Annotated in this window: 20 protein-coding genes; 6 read left to right on the top strand and 14 right to left on the bottom strand. The window is 72.1% G+C overall.

All coding sequences use genetic code 11. The annotated features are described in order from the left end of the window. The first annotated feature begins 18 nt into the window (after positions 1-18). From E1289_RS29075 to E1289_RS29085, 3 genes are all read left to right on the top strand, one after another. Positions 19-702 carry an ABC transporter ATP-binding protein gene (locus E1289_RS29075; RefSeq protein WP_131985819.1) on the top strand — a complete coding sequence of 228 codons (684 nt, stop codon included), beginning with the start codon at positions 19-21 and terminating at the stop codon, positions 700-702. Continuing rightward, positions 699-1,925: an ABC transporter permease gene (locus E1289_RS29080; protein ID WP_131985821.1), complete on the top strand. Its 1,227-nt coding sequence runs from the start codon at positions 699-701 to the stop codon at positions 1,923-1,925. The genes E1289_RS29075 and E1289_RS29080 overlap by 4 nt, the downstream gene beginning before the upstream one ends. A gap of 100 nt (positions 1,926-2,025) precedes the next feature. Then, on the top strand, positions 2,026-2,388 hold the full coding sequence (locus tag E1289_RS29085) for a hypothetical protein (protein ID WP_131985823.1): 363 nt from the start codon (positions 2,026-2,028) through the stop codon (positions 2,386-2,388). A gap of 42 nt (positions 2,389-2,430) precedes the next feature. Here the strand turns inward: E1289_RS29085 and E1289_RS29090 are convergent, their stop codons facing one another. Both E1289_RS29090 and E1289_RS29095 read right to left on the bottom strand, forming a co-directional pair. Beyond that, positions 2,431-3,351, bottom strand: a complete 921-nt coding sequence (locus E1289_RS29090) for a 2-dehydropantoate 2-reductase (protein WP_131985825.1) — start codon at positions 3,349-3,351, stop codon at positions 2,431-2,433. Next, positions 3,348-4,526: an enolase C-terminal domain-like protein gene (locus tag E1289_RS29095; protein ID WP_131985827.1), complete on the bottom strand. Its 1,179-nt coding sequence runs from the start codon at positions 4,524-4,526 to the stop codon at positions 3,348-3,350. The genes E1289_RS29090 and E1289_RS29095 overlap by 4 nt, the downstream gene beginning before the upstream one ends. A gap of 151 nt (positions 4,527-4,677) precedes the next feature. Between E1289_RS29095 and E1289_RS29100 the strand changes: the two genes are divergently transcribed. The 3 genes from E1289_RS29100 (at position 4,678) to E1289_RS29110 (ending at position 6,484) form a co-directional block, all read left to right on the top strand. Then, the gene (locus tag E1289_RS29100; protein ID WP_131985829.1) at positions 4,678-5,403 is read left to right on the top strand and encodes a GntR family transcriptional regulator; all 726 of its coding nucleotides are present in this window, start codon (positions 4,678-4,680) and stop codon (positions 5,401-5,403) included. Between the two features lie 128 nt (positions 5,404-5,531). Beyond that, the gene (locus E1289_RS29105; protein WP_131985831.1) at positions 5,532-6,110 is read left to right on the top strand and encodes a VOC family protein; all 579 of its coding nucleotides are present in this window, start codon (positions 5,532-5,534) and stop codon (positions 6,108-6,110) included. Beyond that, positions 6,107-6,484 (top strand): nuclear transport factor 2 family protein, encoded by a 378-nt coding sequence (locus E1289_RS29110; protein ID WP_131985833.1) that lies wholly within the window; start codon positions 6,107-6,109, stop codon positions 6,482-6,484. Before E1289_RS29105 ends, E1289_RS29110 begins: the two co-directional genes overlap by 4 nt. A 134-nt stretch (positions 6,485-6,618) precedes the next feature. On the opposite strand, the gene E1289_RS29115 is transcribed toward E1289_RS29110, so the two are convergent. The 12 genes from E1289_RS29115 to E1289_RS29170 all read right to left on the bottom strand — a co-directional run bounded on the left by E1289_RS29115 (position 6,619) and on the right by E1289_RS29170 (position 17,678). After that, a complete protein-coding gene (locus E1289_RS29115; protein WP_165970651.1) occupies positions 6,619-7,398 on the bottom strand; it encodes an IclR family transcriptional regulator in 780 nt (259 codons plus the stop codon). A gap of 10 nt (positions 7,399-7,408) precedes the next feature. Beyond that, positions 7,409-8,989: an AMP-binding protein gene (locus tag E1289_RS29120; protein ID WP_131985837.1), complete on the bottom strand. Its 1,581-nt coding sequence runs from the start codon at positions 8,987-8,989 to the stop codon at positions 7,409-7,411. Then, complete coding sequence (locus tag E1289_RS29125; protein WP_131985839.1) at positions 8,986-10,113, bottom strand: alpha/beta hydrolase; 1,128 nt, start codon at positions 10,111-10,113, stop codon at positions 8,986-8,988. Before E1289_RS29125 ends, E1289_RS29120 begins: the two co-directional genes overlap by 4 nt. After that, positions 10,110-10,688 (bottom strand): NAD(P)H-dependent oxidoreductase, encoded by a 579-nt coding sequence (locus E1289_RS29130; RefSeq protein ID WP_131985841.1) that lies wholly within the window; start codon positions 10,686-10,688, stop codon positions 10,110-10,112. The genes E1289_RS29125 and E1289_RS29130 overlap by 4 nt, the downstream gene beginning before the upstream one ends. Then, the gene (locus E1289_RS29135; protein WP_131985843.1) at positions 10,685-11,455 is read right to left on the bottom strand and encodes an ABC transporter ATP-binding protein; all 771 of its coding nucleotides are present in this window, start codon (positions 11,453-11,455) and stop codon (positions 10,685-10,687) included. Before E1289_RS29135 ends, E1289_RS29130 begins: the two co-directional genes overlap by 4 nt. Beyond that, positions 11,452-12,252, bottom strand: coding sequence for an ABC transporter ATP-binding protein (locus E1289_RS29140; RefSeq protein ID WP_131985845.1), 801 nt, complete (start codon positions 12,250-12,252; stop codon positions 11,452-11,454). The genes E1289_RS29135 and E1289_RS29140 overlap by 4 nt, the downstream gene beginning before the upstream one ends. After that, a complete protein-coding gene (locus E1289_RS29145; RefSeq protein WP_131985847.1) occupies positions 12,249-13,379 on the bottom strand; it encodes a branched-chain amino acid ABC transporter permease in 1,131 nt (376 codons plus the stop codon). Before E1289_RS29145 ends, E1289_RS29140 begins: the two co-directional genes overlap by 4 nt. A gap of 3 nt (positions 13,380-13,382) precedes the next feature. Continuing rightward, entirely contained in the window at positions 13,383-14,264 is an 882-nt protein-coding gene (locus E1289_RS29150) for a branched-chain amino acid ABC transporter permease (RefSeq protein ID WP_131985849.1), read from the bottom strand. 78 nt (positions 14,265-14,342) lie between these two features. Further along, a complete protein-coding gene (locus tag E1289_RS29155; protein WP_131985851.1) occupies positions 14,343-15,599 on the bottom strand; it encodes an ABC transporter substrate-binding protein in 1,257 nt (418 codons plus the stop codon). A 232-nt stretch (positions 15,600-15,831) separates the two neighbouring features. Continuing rightward, positions 15,832-16,209, bottom strand: a complete 378-nt coding sequence (locus tag E1289_RS29160) for a nuclear transport factor 2 family protein (RefSeq protein ID WP_131985853.1) — start codon at positions 16,207-16,209, stop codon at positions 15,832-15,834. Between the two features lie 30 nt (positions 16,210-16,239). Then, the gene (locus E1289_RS29165; protein WP_131985855.1) at positions 16,240-16,989 is read right to left on the bottom strand and encodes a class II aldolase/adducin family protein; all 750 of its coding nucleotides are present in this window, start codon (positions 16,987-16,989) and stop codon (positions 16,240-16,242) included. Continuing rightward, positions 16,986-17,678: an FAD-dependent oxidoreductase gene (locus E1289_RS29170; protein ID WP_347813600.1), complete on the bottom strand. Its 693-nt coding sequence runs from the start codon at positions 17,676-17,678 to the stop codon at positions 16,986-16,988. Before E1289_RS29170 ends, E1289_RS29165 begins: the two co-directional genes overlap by 4 nt. Positions 17,679-17,747: the final 69 nt, after the last annotated feature.

Below are 17,747 nucleotides of genomic sequence, written 5' to 3' on the forward strand. Positions count from 1 at the left end.
GGTCGGGGTGCCCGCGGAATGAACATCGTCGAGCTGGCCGGGGTGACCAAGGAGTACCCGGGCGTGGTGGCGCTGCGGGGCGTCGACCTGGTGATCGCGCGGGGGGAGATGGCGGCGATCGTCGGGCCGTCCGGGTCCGGGAAGTCGACGCTGCTGCACATGATCGGGACGCTGGACCGCCCGACCGGGGGGAGCGTGACGGTCGCCGGGCACGAGGTGTCGGGGCTGGGCGACCGGGAGCTGTCGGCGCTGCGGGCACGGCACATCGGATTCGTGTTCCAGCAGTTCCATCTGGCCGCGGGGGTGAGCGCCCTCGACAACGTCGCGGACGGCCTCCTCTACGGCGGCACGGGGTTGCGGGAGCGCCGGGAGCGGGCGCGGGCGGCGCTGGAGCGGGTCGGGCTCGGGGAGCGGACCGGGCATCGGCCGCACGAGCTGTCGGGCGGTGAGCAGCAGCGGGTCGCGGTGGCGCGGGCCGTGGTGGGGGAGCCGGATCTGCTGCTGGCCGACGAGCCGACCGGCAACCTCGACTCCGGCGCGGGCGCCGGCGTGCTCGCCCTGCTGGACGAGCTGAACCGCGCCGGCACGACCGTCGCGATCATCACGCATGATCCGGAGGTCGCGGCCCGGGCGCCGCGCAGGGTGCTGGTCAGGGACGGGCAGATCGTGGCCGATGGGCGGACGAGGGAGGACGGCCGATGAAGGACGAACTGTCGCCGGCGCGGCTCGGTGCGGCCGACGTGCTCCGCGTCGGCCTCGGCGGGTTGCGGGCGCGTCCGGCCAGGGTGGTGCTCTCCGCGCTCGGCATCGCGATCGGGATCGCGACGATGGTCGCGGTCATCGGGATCTCGTCGTCCGGCAAGGAGGACCTGCTGCGGCGCCTCGACCGGCTCGGCACGAACCTGCTGACGGTCAAGCCCGGCGACACGCTGTTCGGCGAGCGGGCGGAGCTGCCCGAGACGGCGCCGGAGATGGTCCGCAGGATCGGGCCCGTCACGGCGGTCGGGGCGACCGGGTCGGTGGACGCGACCGTCCGCCGCACCGACAGGATTCCGGCGGAGGTCACGCACGGGATCGCCGTGCAGGCCGCCACGATCGAGCTCCTGGACACGCTGGAGGTCGAGACGGCGAGCGGTGGGTGGCTCAACGCGGCCACGGCCCGCTACCCGGGCGTCGTGCTCGGCGACCTGGCGGCGCGGAGGCTCGGGCTGGACGGAGCGGGCGGCCGGGTGTGGATGGGCGGGTCGAGCGGAGCTCGTCCGCTGGCTGGTGGTGGGCGGTGGTTCACCGTGGTCGGCGTCCTGCGGCCCGCCGAGCTGGCGCCCGAGATCGACCGGTCCGCCCTCGTCGGCTGGGACGCCGCGCAGCGTTACCTGGGGTTCGACGGCCATCCGACGACGATCTACGAGCGGTCGGCGGACGCGGCGGTCGGCGACGTCCGGAGCGTCCTCGCCCGGACGGTCAGCCCCGAGCGTCCCGAGGAGATCGAGGTCGGCCGCCCCTCGGACGCGCTGGAGGCCAGGGCCGCGGCCGAGGGCGCGTTCACCGGGCTGCTGCTCGGGCTCGGCGCCGTCGCGCTGCTGGTCGGCGGCGTCGGGGTCGCGAACACCATGGTGATCTCGGTGCTGGAGCGGCGCCGGGAGATCGGGCTGCGCCGGTCGCTCGGCGCGACGCGCGGGCAGGTGCGGGTGCAGTTCCTCGCCGAGTCGCTGCTGCTGTCGGCGTTCGGCGGCGCCGCCGGGACCGCGGCGGGCGCGGCGGTGACGGCCGGGTTCGCGCTGTGGAAGGGCTGGCCGCCGGTCGTGCCCGCGTGGGCGCTCGGCGGCGCGCTCGCCGCCACCCTCGCGATCGGGGCCGCCGCGGGCCTGTACCCGGCGATGCGCGCGGCGCGGCTGCCGCCGACGACGGCGCTGGCCGCGGCCTGACACCGGCGCCGCCCCGCCACCGGCACTGGCGCCGCTCCGACGCGCCGGGGCATGATTGTGAGGGCGACCGATGTCCCGCCCGGGAGGTGCCTGAACAGCCATGCCGGTGACACGCCCGCTGCGTGAGCGCTGCCGGGAGTTCCTCGGGATCGACGGAGAGATCCGCTACATCTTCCCCGCGACGTCCTACGGCGGCGGGGCGGGCTTCATCTTCGTCGTCACCGACGACCAGATCGCGGTGATCTCCACCGGCGCGATGAGCCGCAGCACGCCGAAGACCGTGTGGGGCAGCCACCCCCGCGGCACCCGCATCGGGCCGGTGGAGACCGGCGCCGGCGCCTCGTTCGAGTTCGCCGGCGCGGTGTTCGAGGTGGACGACGAGTACGTCGCGGTCGTCAACGCCGCCGACGCCGAGGTCTTCGACCGCGACAGCCTGCCCAAGGACCCCTTGCCGGACCTCTAGCCGGGTGACTCCGCACGGGCCGGCCGGGTCCGGGCGGCAGGGTCACCGCCGCCAGGCGGCCTCGCGATGGCGGGCGAGGGCGGTCAGCGCCTGGTTGACCGGTGCGGTGCGGCCCACCTTGGCCGCCTCCCGGGGAACCGCACCGTTGATCACGTCGATCTCGCTGGTCCGGCGCGCCCTGTGGTCCAGCAGCGCCGACGGCTCGGCGCCGGGCATCCGGGCGGCGAAGTCGCGCACCAGCTCCACGGGGTCCGGCACGTCGATGGCCACCCCGCGCGCCCGGGCGGTCTCCCACGCCTCGGTCGCCGCGGCCTGGCTCGTGAGCGACAGCTCGGGATGGTCACGGACCTCGCCCACGGTCAGTCCGGTCAGGGCGCACGGGGCGCTGTAGGCCACGTTGCAGATGAGCTTCTCCCACTGCATCGCGATGACGTCGTCCACGGCCGCCGCGTCGAACCCGGCGGTCCGCCAGGCCGCCGCCACCTCCTCGACCCGTTCGGGGGGCAGGGAGCTGTGGGCGCCGAACCTCAGCGCGCGCATCGCGTTGTGCCGCACCTGGCCCGGCCCGCGCAGGCCGGCGCCGAAGCCGCTGGCGATGCCGATGGCCAGGCGTTCGGCGCCCACCGCGCCGGCCACGACATCGGCCGGACCGAGACCGTTCTGGATGGTCAGTACCGTGGTCCGCGGTCCCAGCAGCGGCGCGAGTCCCGCCGCGGCCCCGGGCACGTCGGCGGCCTTGACGGCGAGTACCACGAGGTCGACGGGACCGGCGGGCGGGGTGGTGTGCGCCGCGACCGCGGCGCGGAACTCCCCGTCGGGTCCGAGGACGTGCAGCCCGTCGCGGGCGATCGCCTCGACGTGGGCCCGCCACGGGTCGACCACCGACACCTCGTGGCCCGCGCGGGCCAGGCGCGCGGCGTACACCGATCCCATGGCTCCGCAGCCGACGACGCAGATCCTCATCCGTCCAGCTCCTTGAGGAGGCCGGCGATCTCGCCGTCGAGGCCCGGCTTGGCCTCCAGGCCGAACCCGGGTGCCTGGCCGGGGTGGACCAGGCCGCCGGAGAGCCGGCAGTCCGGACTGTAGCCGCCGAAGGGTTCGAAGACCCCGGGGTAGGCCTCGCAGCCGCCCAGCCCCAGACCGGCGGCGACGTGGAGGTTGATCAGGTGCCCGCCGTGCGGGAACGCCTGGGCGCGGTCGACGCCGCGCGACTCCATGGCCTCGATCATGCGGACGTACTCGGTCAGCCCGTAGCTGAGCCCGGCGTCCATCTGGAAGATGTCCCGGTCGGGCCGTACTCCGCCGTAGGCGAGCAGGTTGCGCACGTCCTGGACGGAGAAGAGGTTCTCGCCGGTGGCGACGGCCCCCGGATATGCCTCGGTCAGTTCCCGGTGCAGCGCGAAGTCGAGCGGGTCGGCGGCCTCTTCGTACCAGCGCAGGCCGAGACCGGACAGCGCCGCGGCGTAGGCCAGGGCCCGGTCCCGGTCGAAGCGTCCGTTGGCGTCGACGGCGACCCCGTCCCCGCCGCCCATCACCTCGACGGCCGCCTCGACCCGGGCCAGGTCGCCGGGGAGCGGCAGGCCGCCGATCTTGATCTTGACCGTGGGGTAGCCCTGGTCCACATAGCCGGTGAGCTCGTCGCGGAGGCGGTCCAGGGAGTCGTCGCGGTGGTAGTAGCCCCCCGCGGCGTAGACGGGCACGCCGGTGCTCAGGGGCCGCCGGCCGAAGGCGCGCGCGATGGTGGCGTGGGCCGGCTCGTCGTGGTGCTTGGCCAGCGCGTCCCACACGGCGAGTTCGACGGCGCCGGCCGCCGCCGCGCGGTCGCCATGACCGCCGGGCTTCTCGTTCCGCATGGCGCAGTCGAGGACGCGGGCGGGGGAGAGCAGCCCGGTCGCCGGGTCGAGCAGGGCATCGGGGTCGGCGGCGAGCAGCCGCGGGATCATCCGGTCGCGGAGGATGCCGCCCTGGGCATGGCGCCCGATCGAGTTGAAGGCGATGCCGGTGAGCGGACGCCCGTTCCGGCGGACGTCGGTCCGCACGGCCACCAGTGAGACGGTGTGCTCGGCGAAGTTCACCACGGAGTTGCCGATGTCTCCGTGGAGAGGGACCGCGACCTCGCGGACGTCGATGATGCGCATGGCCCTAGCCTATGATCTAGACCGTTTGAATTGTCTAGTCTAATCAGTGGCGCGCGGAGCCGGCCGCGCTGCGGGGGCGGGCGCTCCACCCGGGTGTCACGGGTCACAATGTCCTTGGTCCGGCGGACGGTGGACCGAGGACGGGAGGGCAATGAGGCGTTACGAGGAAGTCGCCGAGGAGCTGGTCCGGCAGATCCAGGCGGGACGCTGGCCGATCGGCGGGCAGTTCGCGCCCGAAGTGGACCTGGCGGCGGAGTTCGACGTGAGCCGGGGCACGATCCGGGCCGCGCTCGACATCGTGGAGGAGCTGGGACTGGTCTCCCGCCGGCCTCGGCGCGGCACCCGCGTCGAGCGCCTGAAGTCGCAGTCGGTCTTCGCCCGTTCCGTGCATTCGGTGGACGACCTGATGCAGTACTCCGTGGAGACGGACCGCCAGGTGCTGTCGATCGCCGAGGTGGTGGTCGACGAGGTCGACGCCCGGGTGCTGGGCTGCCGGCCCGGGCAGCGCTGGACCAAGATCCGGATGCTGCGCATCGACCCGGCCGACGACGGCTGGCCGCTGTGCTGCACCGACGTCTACCTCGAGCCCGAGATCGCCGATGCCGTGGGTGACCAGGTGCTGGACCCCAAGCGGCTGATCTCGGACATGGTCGAGCAGGCGACCGGCCGCACCGTGCACACCATCGAGCAGCGGATGCGTGCGGCGACGGTGCCGGACGCCATGGTCGACCTGCTGCGCACCACCGCCGGTTCGCCGGTGCTGCGGATGACGCGGCGCTACCTGGACCGTGCCGGCCAGCCCTTCGAGATCACGGTGTCGGTACACCCCGCCGATCGGTTCGAGTACGCCGTCGACCTGGAGCGCGGCCGCGGCTGACGGGGTCGGCGGGGGCCGGGCGTCGGGTAGCGTTCCAAGCTAATAGTCCAGACCGTTTGGCAAAAAGTCTGGTGACCAGAAACAGTTTCCGATACCGTGGCGGCGGGTCACTTGACAGGAGGAACAGGATGGGGACCAACTCCGAGTTCGAGCTCCAGGGGCTCTGTCACCTCGCGCTGGTCTGCGAGGACATGGAGCGCACCGTCGACTTCTACACCAACGTCCTCGGCATGAGGCTGAGCAAGACGATCAAGCTGCCCAACGGCGGGCAGCACTTCTTCTTCGACATGGGCGGCGAGCAGTACCTGGCCTTCTTCTGGTTCCCCAACGCGCCCGAGCGGGCCCCCGGTGTCGCCTCCGCCGCCGACCTGCCGGGCGTCGGCGACATCGCCACGGCCCACGGCTCGATGAACCACGTCGCCTTCAAGATCCCGCTCGACAGGTTCGACGAGTACAAGGCCAAGCTGGATGCCAAGGGCGTCCGGACCGGTCCCGTCCTGGAACACGACGACAGCCCGCGCGGCGTGGCCGAGACGTACCACGACGGCGTCTTCGTCCGCTCGATGTACTTCTTCGACCCGGACGGGGTGCTGCTGGAGTTCGCCGCCTGGACGCGTGAGCTGACCGAGGACGACGTCAACCTGGCGCCGATGACCGCCGCCGGCGTCCCGGCCGCCCAGGCCGCGGGAACGGGCGCCTCCGCATGAGCGGAGAGTCGATGGTGGAGTACGCCGAACGGTTCTTCCGGCTGGTGGAGGCCGGTGACATCGAGGCCGTCTCCGCCCTGTACCACGACGACGTCACCGTCTGGCACAACTATGACGACGTCGACCAGACCAAGGACGAGAACCTCGCGACGCTGGGCAGCATCGCCGACCGCTACGACAGGTTCGGCTACGCCCAGCCCCGGCACACCGCGCTCGAAGACGGCTTCCTCCGCCAGCACGTGATCGAGGTGGAGCGCAACGGCCGGTCGGCCGCGATCCCGGCGATCCTGCGGGTGTACGTCGAGGACGGCAGGATCCGGCGGATCGAGGAGTACTTCGATCGCAGCCAGCTCACCACCGTTCTCGCGGCCTGAGGTGAGCCCCGAGGCCGGCCCGGTGCCGGTCCGGGGGTCGGACGCCACGACGGGCACCGGGTCGGCTCCACCACCCGGCCGGACCCGGTGCCGTCAGCGCCGGCGGGGCCTGCCCGCTCGTCAGGGGCTTCGGCTCAGGAGAAGAAGCTGCGGCACTGCTCGGCGAAGCGCAGCAGGTCCTCGGCGACGGCCACCTCGGTGAAGTCCTGCTTGCGGTGACTGGGCGCCGAGATGCTCACCGCGTAGCGGGCACCGGCGTGGGTGCCGAGCGGTACGGCCACCGCGATGACCCCGTCCTCACTCTCCTGCATCCCGGTGGCATAGCCCCGCTTCCGGATGCGGTCGAGGTCTTCCAGGAGTGCGGTCCGCGTGGACAGAGAGTGGGGGGTCAGCGCCTCCAGGTTCTCCCGCGGATAGAGGGCGACGACGGCCTCGTCCGGCAGCAGCGACAGCAGGGCCTTGCCCGAAGCCGAGACATGGGCCGGGAGGGTCTTGCCCATCCGCGAGCCGACCCGGACGGCCCGGCTGCTCTCCACGGCATCGACGAAGGACACCAGCGAGCCGTCAAGGCGGGCGAGGTGGACGGTCTCGCCGTAGTGCTTGGCGAGCTCTTCCAGCATCGGGCGGACCTGTTCGCGGACGTCGATCTGCCGCAGCACCGAGAAGGCGATCTCGGTGAGCGCGGGCCCCGGCTCGTAGGCCCGCGAGGTGCTCGACTGGCGGACGAACCCCCGGTACTGCAGCATCGCCAGCACCCGGTGCGCGGTGGACGACGCCACCGAGAGGTACTCGCTCACCTCGGTGAGCCGAAGGCTCTTCCGCTCGCCCAGCAGCAGCAGGATGCGCAGCGCGTTGTCGACCGACTCGATCGGATACTGCGGCTTGCGCGGCTGAGCAGCGGAGGAACTGTCCACCCAGCGGATCTTATCCGTGGACGCTGTCATCGACCCTTCCATCTCGCAGCTCGAACTTGAGCACTTTCCCCGAGGCGTTGCGGGGGAGCCGCTCGACCGTCTCGATGCCGGTCGGCAGCTTGTACGGCGCCAGCTCGCGCCGGGCGTGGTCGCGCAGCTCCTCGATCGACGGCGCCGGCCGCCCGGGGCGCGGCGAGACCACCGCGACCGGCGTCTCCCCCCACTTCGGATGCGGCCGGCCCACCACCGCCACCTCGGCGATGTCCGGGTGCGAGGCGAGCACGTTCTCCACCTCGGCGCAGTAGACGTTCTCGCCGCCGGTGATGACCATGTCCTTGAGCCGGTCGACCACGTAGACGAACCCTTCGCCGTCGACCCGGACCAGGTCACCGGAGTGGAACCAGCCACCGGCGAAGGCTTCGGCGGTCGCCTCGGGCAGGTTCCAGTAGCCCGACATCAGGCCCGGCCCCCGGTAGACGATCTCGCCGATCCCGCCGGCGGGGACGTCGTTCATCCCGGTGTCGACCACGCGCGCCCACACACCGGGTGCCGGCCGTCCCACCGAGCCCAGTTTCCGGCGGGCGTCCTTGCCCTCCAGCACGCAGGTGACCGGTGACATCTCGGTCTGGCCGAAGAGGGCGAGCATGTCGGCGTCCCCGAAGACCTCGCCCATCTCCCGCAGGAGCGTGTCGGTGGCGGGGGCGGCCCCCCACGCGGCGACGCGCAGCCGGGACAGGTCCCGGGGCCGCCGGCGCTGCTCGGCCACGAGCGCCTGCCACTGGGTGGGCACCAGGAAGACCGAGGTGACCCGGTGCTCCGCCAGCACGTCGAGGTGCTCGCCGGCATCGAAGGCGCCGGTGGGCATCACGACCACCGTGGCGCCGGCGAGCAGGGCCGGAGCCAGCCCCCCGATGGCGCCGATGTGGAAGAGCGGCGAGGCGCAGAGATAGACCTCGTCGTACATCTCGAAGCGGAAGGCGATCAGGTTGGTCTGGCTCTGGGCGAGCAGGTTCCGGTGGGTGAGCACCGCGCCCTTGGGGTGCCCGGTCGTGCCGGACGTGTACATGATCAGCGCCGGCCGGTGCTCGGCCACATCGATCGCCGCCAGTTCGTCGGCGGGCGAGCCGGCGGCGGGGCCGTCGGGCAGGTCCGCGGTGAGCCGCTCCGCCGTGGCGGAGACGTCCACGACCCGGATGCCGTCCTCCTCGGCCGCGCCGGCGGCCAGCCCGCCGTACGCGGCATCGGTGAGCACCAGTGAGGCGCCGCAGTCCCGGAGGATGTAGGTCACCTCGGCGGTGGCCAGCCGGGGGTTCACCGGAACCCCGACCGCACCGGCGGCGGTGACCGCCAGGAGCGACTCGACGTACTCGACCCCGTTGCCCATCACGAAGGCGACCCGGTCGCCGGGGCCGACGCCCAGCCGCGCGAGCGCACGGCCGAACCGCAGCACCCGTTCGGCGAGCCGGTGCCAGGTGTAGGAGATTTCGCCGCACCGCAGCGCGGTCACCTCGGGCCGTGCGTGGGCATGCCGGGCGAGGTGCGCGATCCAGTGCTGGCCCCGGGCGCCGTGGATCGCCGCGGGCGCGGTCATCGCGTGCTCCCGCTCCCGAACCGCGTGGCGAGCCAGTCGGTGATCGTGTCGGCGACCGCGTCCCGGGCGCCCGCGGGCTCCAGGAAGTAGTGGTCCCCGCGGTGGTCGTGGCGGGTCTTGTCCTCGCTCGCCAGTGCGGCGGCGATCCGGTCGGCGTCGCTGGGGAACACGCCGGTGTCCCCGGTCGGGTTGATGACCAGGGCCGGGACCGTGATCTTGGTGAGGTTGCCTTCACCGCGGCAGGGCGACTCGCTCAGGCTCCACATGTTGAGCCAGTTGCGCACCGTCGTCTCCCCGGCGATCCCACGGTCGCCCCGGTTGGCGGCCTTGACGGAACCACGGTAGCAGCTGTTGGGTTTCCGGTCGGTGGGCTCCAGGGACGGGTCGACCATCCTCGGATCGGCCCACGTCCGGGGCACGGTGAAGTGGCGGTCGTAGTAGCCGGCCTCGGTGAGCCGGGCCAGTTCCGCCTTGGCCCACGCGGTGATCCGGTGGTTGCGGTCGACCTGCGCGCGCCGGTACCGCTCGATGAACTCGGCGCTGTACGGCGGGCCGTTCTCCGGGTTGAACAGGTCGAGGGAGGGGTCGGTGGCCGCGGGGTCGAACTCGTCGACCACCGCGGCGTCCATCCAGGCGGTGAGGACGTCGGGACGGCCCAGATGCGCGGCCAGGGACACGTAGCCGTCGGCGGGAGGCAGTTCGTCCACTCCGGGCACGGGTTCGTGGTCGATCGGGGGTCGCAGGGTCGGGTCGACGGCCTGCGCCTGGTAGGCGGCCATCAGGGAGCCGCCCCCCGAGTTGCCCAGCAGAACGACCGTGTCGGCCCCGGCCTCCTCGCGCAGCCAGCGCACGCCGACGCCGATGTCCACCAGTGCCTGGTCGAGCCGGAAGTTCCACTCGTAGCCGCGGAACCGGGTGTTCCAGCCGAGGAAGCCGATGCCGCGCTCGGCCATGAGGTCGGCGAGGTAGTGCTCGGCGAAGTCGATCTGATAGTGGGTGGCGATCATCGCCACCTTCGGGCGGTCGCCCTCCCGGGCGTGGTAGAGGCCCTGGCAGGGATGCCCGCCGGCACCTGCCCGCGGGGCGCCGGCGGACGGGCGGGAGACGAAGGTGCGGGTGATCATCGGACCGCCGCCTCCGTCCGGCTCGCGGCCACGTGGCCGCGGAGCTTCTCGAAGAGGACCCCGAGCCGCTCGGTGGCGACCGGGTCCTTGAGGTGCCCGGCCTCGTCGAAGCACTCGGGTGCGAAGGGCATGACCACCTCGGGTCCCGGCATCACCGGGGACTGGGAGAAGACGAACATGTTCCGCAGCTCGAACTGGCACCGGGCGGTGCCCAGCCGTCCCGGGGAGGTGCCGATCAGGGCGACCGGCTTGCCCTGGAGGACGGAGGCGCCCAGGGGGAGGGAGATCCAGTCGAAGGCGTTCTTCAGCACGCCCGGGACGCCGCCGTTGTACTCCGGGGTGGCGATCAGCAACGCGTCCGCGGCGGCGATCTCCGCCCGCATCTGGGTGACCGCCGGCGGCTCCTGGGCGAGGAGGTCCTCGTTGAAGAGCGGGAACCGCCCGATCAGGTCGCTGATGGTGACGGTGACCCCGTCCGGGGCCAGCCGGGCCGCGGACTCCAGCAGCAGCCGGTTCCACGAACCCTTGCGCAGGCTCCCGACGATTCCGTAGACGGTGATGTCCGCCGTGCTCACAGTGCTCCTCCCAGGTAGGCGTCGATGACGGCCTCGTCACGGACGACGTTGGCCGGGGTGTCGAGGGCGATGCGGCGCCCGAAGTCGAGCACGCAGACCCGGTCCGAGATCCCCATGACCATCGACATGTCGTGTTCGACCAGGAGCATCGTGACGCCCAGGTCGGAATTGACCTCGCTCAGGGTCGCCGCCATCTCGGCCGTCTCTTCGTGGTTCATTCCGGCGACCGGCTCGTCGAGCAGCAGCAGCCGGGGCTCCATGCACAGCGAGCGCGCGAGCTCGACCCGCTTCTGCACGCCGTGGGGCAGTGTGCCGACCGTGTGCTGCAGCAGGTCGCCGAGGCCGAGGCGGTCGGCCGTCTCGGTGACCTGCCGCAGCGCCGCGCGCTCCTCGCGGGCACTGCGGCCCCACCTGATCATGCTGGCCACCGGCCCGGACCGGAGGTGCTGGTGCCGGGCCAGCAGCAGGCATTCCTGGACGGTCATGGCCGGGAACACGTCGACGTTCTGGAACGTGCGGGCGATCCCGGCGCTCGCGATCCGGTGCGGGGACCTGCCCAGGAGCTGCCCGCCGGCGAACCTGATGCTCCCCGACTCCGGGCGGTAGATGCCGGAGATGCAGTTGAACAGCGTGGACTTGCCGGCTCCGTTGGGCCCGATCACGGCGAAGAGCTCGCCCTCGTCGATGGTGAAGGCGACGCCGTCCAGCGCGCGGACCCCGGCGAACGAGAGGGTGAGGTCCTCGACCTCGAACAGTGCGGGGCTCACGAGTCGGCTCCTCGGGGGACGACGGGTTCGGTGCCGACACCGAGGTACGCCGCCGCGATGTCGTTGTCCTGTTCGAGCGTTGCCGGGGTGCCCTCCGCGTAGACCCGCCCGCCCTCCAGGAGGTAGGCGTAGCCGGAGATCGACAGGGCCATGCGCGCGTTCTGCTCGACGAGCAGGATCGAGGTGCCGTGCTGGTTGATGGACACGATGATGTCCCGGACCTGCTCGACGATCCGGGGCGCGAGCCCCAGGCTGGGCTCGTCCATGAGCAGCAGCTTCGGCCGGGACATCAGGGCCCGCGCGATCGCCAGCATCTGCTGCTCGCCGCCGGACAGGTAGCCGGCCTTGCGGTCCAGCAGGTCGCCGAGCCGCGGCAGCAGCGCCAGCACCTCGTCGCGGGCCTCGGTGAGCGCGGCACCGCGGTAGCGGCGTACGTGCCCTCCGCTGGCGAGGTTCTCGGCGACGCTGAGCCCCGGGAACACCATCCTGCCCTCCAGGCACTGCGCGAGCCCGGCACGGACGCGCTGCGACGCGCGCGACCCGGTCATGTCCTTGCCGAACAGCTCCACCCGCCCGCTGGTGAGGCGTCCGCGGTGCAGCCCGAGCAGGCCGGAGACCGCCCGCATGACGGTGGTCTTGCCCGCTCCGTTGGGGCCGAGCAGGCTGACGACCTGGCCCTGGGGCACCCGCAGGGACAGGTCGGTCACGGCGTTGCCGGCGGCGCCGTAGCCGGCGCTGACGGCCGTGGTCCGCAGGGCCGGCGGACCGTCGGACGCGTTCGAGGCGTCGCGGCTCATGATGTCTTCCGCCTTTCGCGTGAGCGGCCCAGTGTTTCGCGCAGGCGCCGCCAGACCCGGAGTACGAGCGCCCGGATCCCGTTGGGCTCGAAGAGCAGGATCAGCACGATCACCAGTCCGTAGAGGAATCCGGACAGGAGCGGGCCCGTGATGCCGCCGTCGGTGCTCGTGCCCTTGCGAACGAAGGGCAGGAAGCCCGAGGTGTGGTTCACGACCTCGGGCATCGCCCGCACGAAGAGGGCCCCCAGCAGGGCCCCGGAGACCGTGCCCATACCGCCGATCACGATCATGGCGATGAAGTCGACCGAGAGCATCAGGTGCCACTGGCTGGGGGTGAAGTAGCCCATGTAGGACACCAGCAGCGCGCCGGAGACGCCGGCGAAGAAGGAGGAGATGACGAAGGCGATGGTCTTGGTCTGGGTCACCGGGACGCCCACCACCGCGGCCGCCACGTCCTTGTCCCGCACGGCCATGAAGGCGCGGCCGAGCCGCGAGTGCTTGAGGTTGTGGGTGAGGAGCATGACCGCCAGCAGGATCGCCAGCGCGAAGTACCACCAGGCCTGGAAGGAGTCGAGGACCACCTGGTCACCGGCCATGATGCCCAGGCTCAGGTCCTGGTCGCCGAAGAGGACCGGTGCCGCGGGTCGCCCGTTCACACCGCCGCTGAGGCTCGTCCACGTCTCCCACGCGTAGAGGCCGATGAAGACCAGGGCGAGGGTGGCGACGGCCAGGTAGAGGCCGCGGATGCGGACGGCGACGGGGGCGACCAGCGCGCCCGCGGCGGCGGCCACCAGGCCGGCCGCCGGCAGCCAGAGCCACCAGGGCAGGCCCTTGTCGGCGCCGAGCCAGGCCGAGCTGTAGGCGCCGATGCCCATGAAGAAGGCGTGGCCCAGCGAGATCTGGCCGGCGAGCCCGGTGATCACCTGCATGCCGAGGGCGCCGACGCCGACGATCAGGGTGAGGATGCCGATGCCGAGCCACAGCTCGGAGCGGAGCACCAGCGGCAGCACGAGCATGGCGGCGATCCAGAGGCAGACGCCGATCCGTCCGCCGGTGAGGAGACCCCGCGGGCGCGGCGCGGGGGTCGCGGCGTCGCGGGGCGCCGGTGGGCTGGTGAGGACGGACACGGCTCAGACCCTTTCGATGCTGCGACTGCCGAACAGGCCGTAGGGCCGGACCAGGAGGACCAGGAGCATGAGGACGTAGGGCAGTACCTCGTGCAGGCGGCCGCCGCCGATGTCGCTGAGGTAGTTGGAGCCCAGTACCTGGGTGAGCCCCACGACCAGGCCGCCGACCACGGCTCCGATCAGCGAGTCCATGCCTCCGATGACGATCGCCGGGATCGCGATGAGCGCGAGGTCGCCGATGCTGGGGGAGACCACCCGGGGGAACGAGGCGAGGAAGATCGCCGCGGTCACCGCGAGGAAGGCCGCCAGCGCCCAGGAGAGCGCGAACATCCGGCCCACGTCGATGCCCTGGGCCAGGGCCGCCTCCTGGCTGCTCGCGGTCGCGCGCAGCGCCAGCCCGTGGCGCGTCCGCTGGAAGAACCAGGCGACCGCGGCCAGGACGACGGCCGAGACGGCGACGGTGGCCAGCGCGCTGTTGGGCAGCACGACCGAGCCCACCTTGGTGGTGCCGGCGCCGACCGGGCCGACCGAGTCGTGGCTGCCGACGCCCCACACCATCAGGACGGCGTTGTGCAGCATGGTCGAGATGCCGAGGGTGGCGAGCACCACGACGGTCACCGAGCGTCCGATCAGGCCGCGGATCAGCATCCGCTCGACCACCAGCGCGAGGCCGACGGTGATCGCCACGGCGCCGAGGAAGGCCAGCACGTACGGCATCCGGGGCAGTAGGACCAGCACAACGTAGGCGCCGATGGCCACGAACTGGCCGTGCGCGAAGTTGAAGGTGTGGGAGCCCTTGAACATGATCACGAACCCGAGCGCGATCAGCCCGTAGACCAGGCCCAGGGCGATGCCCTGGAAGCCGAGCTGGAGGAAGAGGGTCATCTGGAAGTCCTGGTTCGCGGTGGTGGGATTGGAGCCGGGGGTGTGCGGGCCCGGCCGGGCCCGCACACCCCCGGGTCGTCACTTGCGCCTGGCGGCATCCCAGGACTTCGCGGCCGCGGACTCGAAGAACTCGGCGACCGGCTCCTGGACGCCGTCCTTCCCGATCTTGTTGATGCGGGACTGGTGGCTCACGATCGAGTCGCCGTCACCGAGGTCGATCGGGGGAAGGATGTCGTCGAAGGAGACCTTGAGGCCGGTCATCGCCTTCATGACGCCCTCGCGGGTGAGGTCCTTGGCCTCGCACGCCTTGCGCAGCGCCTCCACGACCACGGTGCCGTTGATCCAGCCGCCGACCTCGAAGTTGTCCGGCTTCGCGTCGGGGGCGTAGGCCTTGCGGGCCTTGGTCAGTGCCTGGATGCCGGCGTTGTCGTCGTTGAGGGTGCCGTAGCCGCCGGAGACGTAGTAGTTGTCCAGCAGCCCGGTCAGGGGCTTCCCGAGGCTGGAGGACCAGGCGCCCGAGCTCGACACGAAGGTCGGCTTGTAGCCGAACTGGGCCGACTGGCCGATGATGCCGGCGGTCTGGGCGGGGGTGACACCCAGCATGACGATCTCGGCCCCGGCGTCCTTGAGGCTGTTGACCTGGGCCGTGAAGTCGGTGTCGGCGTTGGTGTAGGTCGGCTCGGCGACGACCTCCAGGCCCTCCGTGGCCTTGGCCGCGTGGTTGAGGGCGTCGAGGTAGACCTTGCCGGTCTCGTCGGCCGACGTCACGAACCCGACCTTGACCTTCTTGTCCGCCGAGGCGCCGGCCTGCTCGGCGGCCCAGGTCAGGCCGTTGATGAGCTCGACCTCGAAGGGCGGCATGGCGACGTAGACGTTGGGGAGATCCAGGGTCTGGGTGTTGATCGACGCCGAGAGCGTGGGCATCTTGTCCCGCTCGATGTTGGCCCGGACGGCGTTCAGGCCGGCGGTGCCGACGAACTGGGCGACCATCAGGTTCTTGGGCGCCGCGGCGCGGTACTGCTGGGTGGTGATCTGCGGGTCGTACTTGGTGTCGCGCTTGTCGACCACGACCTTGCGGCCGCAGATGCCGCCCTGCTCCCGGTTGACCTGGTCGATCTTGGCTTCGACACCGAGCGAGCCGGCGATGCCGCCCTGGGCGATGGGACCGGAGAAGTCGCTGATCACGGTCACGCTGATCTCGTCGTCGGTGACCCCGGGGCCCATGGCCACGCCGTCGGCACCGGTGCCGGCATCGCCGGAGCCCGCGTTGTTGCCGCACGCCGCCAGGGTCATCAGGGAGGCGACCGCGACCGCGGTCAGGGGCTTCTTGAGCATGGGGTTCGCGCTTTCTTGCTCGGGATCCGCGTCTCGGTGACACGGCTCACAAAGATTAGACCAGACTAAACAGAAAGAGAAGAGACGGGCTCTGCAAGTTGGAGAATCCCTCGTGGTCGCCGGGTGCCCGGCGTCGTCGCAGGCCAGAGCTCCCGGCACGAGGCGTGGCCGCGTGGCGGGGATGCGGGAGGGGGGTGGGAAAGGGGCGGGACGCCGGGGCGCGGGGCGTGCCTCAGGCTCGCCAGGTGAAGGTGATCTGCCGGGACGCGAACCGCCATCCCGCCTCGGTGCGGACCAGCCGGTCCAGGTAATGTCCCGTGGCGGCCGGCCGGCCGTCGGTGCTCCGGAGCACGAAATAGGCTCGGCCCGCCGCGCTCGCGTCGTCGGCCAGGTCGACGAGCACGTTGCTGTTCTCGTGTCGCGGCGACTCCGCCGTACGGCCCGCTATCACCTTGGCCAGCCCTTCGGCTCCGGCGAAGGCGGGCCCGCCGGTGATCTCCATGCGGCCGTCGGCGGTGAAGCAGTCGCGCAGGGACTCCAGATCCCGGGTGTCGATGGAGAAGCTGTAGCGCGCGTAGAGCTGGGTGATGTCGGTGACGTGGTCGGGCAACGGGACTCCTTGTCGAACTGTGCGGTCGGATCAGGCGGGGGGAGTCTCGGGAAGCCGGGAGAGTTCGTGGCGCCAGGCGACGTCCAGGTTGAGGCTCCCGCCGAGGTCGGGGAGCTCGGCCCGGTCGGCCTCGTCGATGGCGCGGGGACGTCCCCCGGCGGAGGCGACGAGCAGGCAGAGGTGCGCGATCTCGTCGATGGAGACGGCGCGGAGCACCGCCTCGGGGACCGAATCGCCGGTGACCACCACACCGTGGCCCCGAAGGAGGGCCGCGGCGTGGTCACCGAGGTGGTCGGCCACCTCGTCCCCCAGGGCGTTGCTGCGCACCAGCACCGAGCGGGGATAGACGGGGACGCCGCTCGCCAGCAGGGCGGAGCCCGGGATGTCGTAGGCCCCCACGAGCGGCTCCAGGACCAGGCCGGCCAGGTCGGCGGCGACCGTCCGCCGCGGGTGCGCGTGCACGACGCACCGGACGTCGGGACGCCTGCGCAGGATCCGGGTGTGCAGGGGGAGTTCGTGCGGAACGTTCCAACCGTCCAGCTCGCCGGGCAGGCCGGGTTCCCCGTCGAGGGTCACCACCCGCACGTCCTGCGGAGTGGTGTGGGCCAGGCCCGACTCGTGGGGGCCACGGCACCGCACCAGGATCCGCTCGTCGTCGAGGCGGAGGCTGATGTGGCCGAGGAACCCCGGGGAGAGCTCGCGGGCCGCCAGGACACGGCACCCCGCCGCCAGTAGGCCCCGCAGCTCTCGGAGGTCGTCGTCGTGGACGTTCACCGTCATCGGGCAGTCTCCTTAGGTGCCACCGTGTCGAGGACCGCGGTCACCGCGGCACCACTCGCGATGGCCCGGCGGGCGGCCAGGGCGCCGCGCGGCCACCCCAGCGAGACCGCGCCGACGACGCGTCCGCCGTCGTCCCACAGGGCGAGAAGCCGGTCCCCGTCCTCTACCAGCCGGGGCTCGACGCCGGGGTCCACGGCACCGAGTACCTGGATGGTGCGGCCGTGCTGGTCGCTCCACACCATGGGCACCGCGCTGGGGGCCTGCGGGTGCCCCGGGTCGAGCAGGGTCGAAGCGATGCACCTGGCCTGCTCCTGGGCCGAGTTCCAGTGCTCGATCCGCCGGCCGGGCCCTCCATCCGCGGTCGCCCAGCGGGCGATGTCGCCGGCGGCGAAGACGTGGCCGGCCCCGAGGGCGCGGCCATGCCGGTCGCAGGCGATGCCGTCTTCCAGGTGAAGGCCCGACCCGGCCAGCCATGCCACGTCGACCTCCGCGCCGATTCCCACGAGCACGCGATCGGCGCGGAGTACCTCCCCGCCGTCGAGCCGGACCCTGATCCCGTCGGCGAGATGGTCCAGGGCCTGGACGACCCTGCCCAGCCGCAGGTTCACACCCGCCCGTTCGTGCCACGCGAGGCACCCGGCGGCCTGCTCGACACCTACCAGGACGAGCGCCGCCCGATCGGACGGCAGCTGGCGCGCAACGCCGCCGCCGCGATCGAACTGCGGCTCACCGGCGAGGAGATGGACCCGGTCCGCGAC

This window comes from Actinomadura sp. 6K520, from assembly GCF_004349245.1.
Lineage (GTDB): Bacteria > Actinomycetota > Actinomycetes > Streptosporangiales > Streptosporangiaceae > Spirillospora.

Excerpts from the sequence above, each read along its gene's own strand:
- E1289_RS29075 (WP_131985819.1), top strand. The coding sequence starts at position 19 with ATGAACATCGTCGAGCTGGCCGGGGTGACCAAGGAGTACCCGGGCGTG.
- E1289_RS29080 (WP_131985821.1), top strand. The coding sequence starts at position 699 with ATGAAGGACGAACTGTCGCCGGCGCGGCTCGGTGCGGCCGACGTGCTC.
- E1289_RS29085 (WP_131985823.1), top strand. The coding sequence starts at position 2,026 with ATGCCGGTGACACGCCCGCTGCGTGAGCGCTGCCGGGAGTTCCTCGGG.
- E1289_RS29090 (WP_131985825.1), bottom strand. The coding sequence starts at position 3,351 with ATGAGGATCTGCGTCGTCGGCTGCGGAGCCATGGGATCGGTGTACGCC.
- E1289_RS29095 (WP_131985827.1), bottom strand. The coding sequence starts at position 4,526 with ATGCGCATCATCGACGTCCGCGAGGTCGCGGTCCCTCTCCACGGAGAC.
- E1289_RS29100 (WP_131985829.1), top strand. The coding sequence starts at position 4,678 with ATGAGGCGTTACGAGGAAGTCGCCGAGGAGCTGGTCCGGCAGATCCAG.
- E1289_RS29105 (WP_131985831.1), top strand. The coding sequence starts at position 5,532 with ATGGGGACCAACTCCGAGTTCGAGCTCCAGGGGCTCTGTCACCTCGCG.
- E1289_RS29110 (WP_131985833.1), top strand. The coding sequence starts at position 6,107 with ATGAGCGGAGAGTCGATGGTGGAGTACGCCGAACGGTTCTTCCGGCTG.
- E1289_RS29120 (WP_131985837.1), bottom strand. The coding sequence starts at position 8,989 with ATGACCGCGCCCGCGGCGATCCACGGCGCCCGGGGCCAGCACTGGATC.
- E1289_RS29125 (WP_131985839.1), bottom strand. The coding sequence starts at position 10,113 with ATGATCACCCGCACCTTCGTCTCCCGCCCGTCCGCCGGCGCCCCGCGG.
- E1289_RS29140 (WP_131985845.1), bottom strand. The coding sequence starts at position 12,252 with ATGAGCCGCGACGCCTCGAACGCGTCCGACGGTCCGCCGGCCCTGCGG.
- E1289_RS29150 (WP_131985849.1), bottom strand. The coding sequence starts at position 14,264 with ATGACCCTCTTCCTCCAGCTCGGCTTCCAGGGCATCGCCCTGGGCCTG.
- E1289_RS29155 (WP_131985851.1), bottom strand. The coding sequence starts at position 15,599 with ATGCTCAAGAAGCCCCTGACCGCGGTCGCGGTCGCCTCCCTGATGACC.
- E1289_RS29165 (WP_131985855.1), bottom strand. The coding sequence starts at position 16,989 with ATGACGGTGAACGTCCACGACGACGACCTCCGAGAGCTGCGGGGCCTA.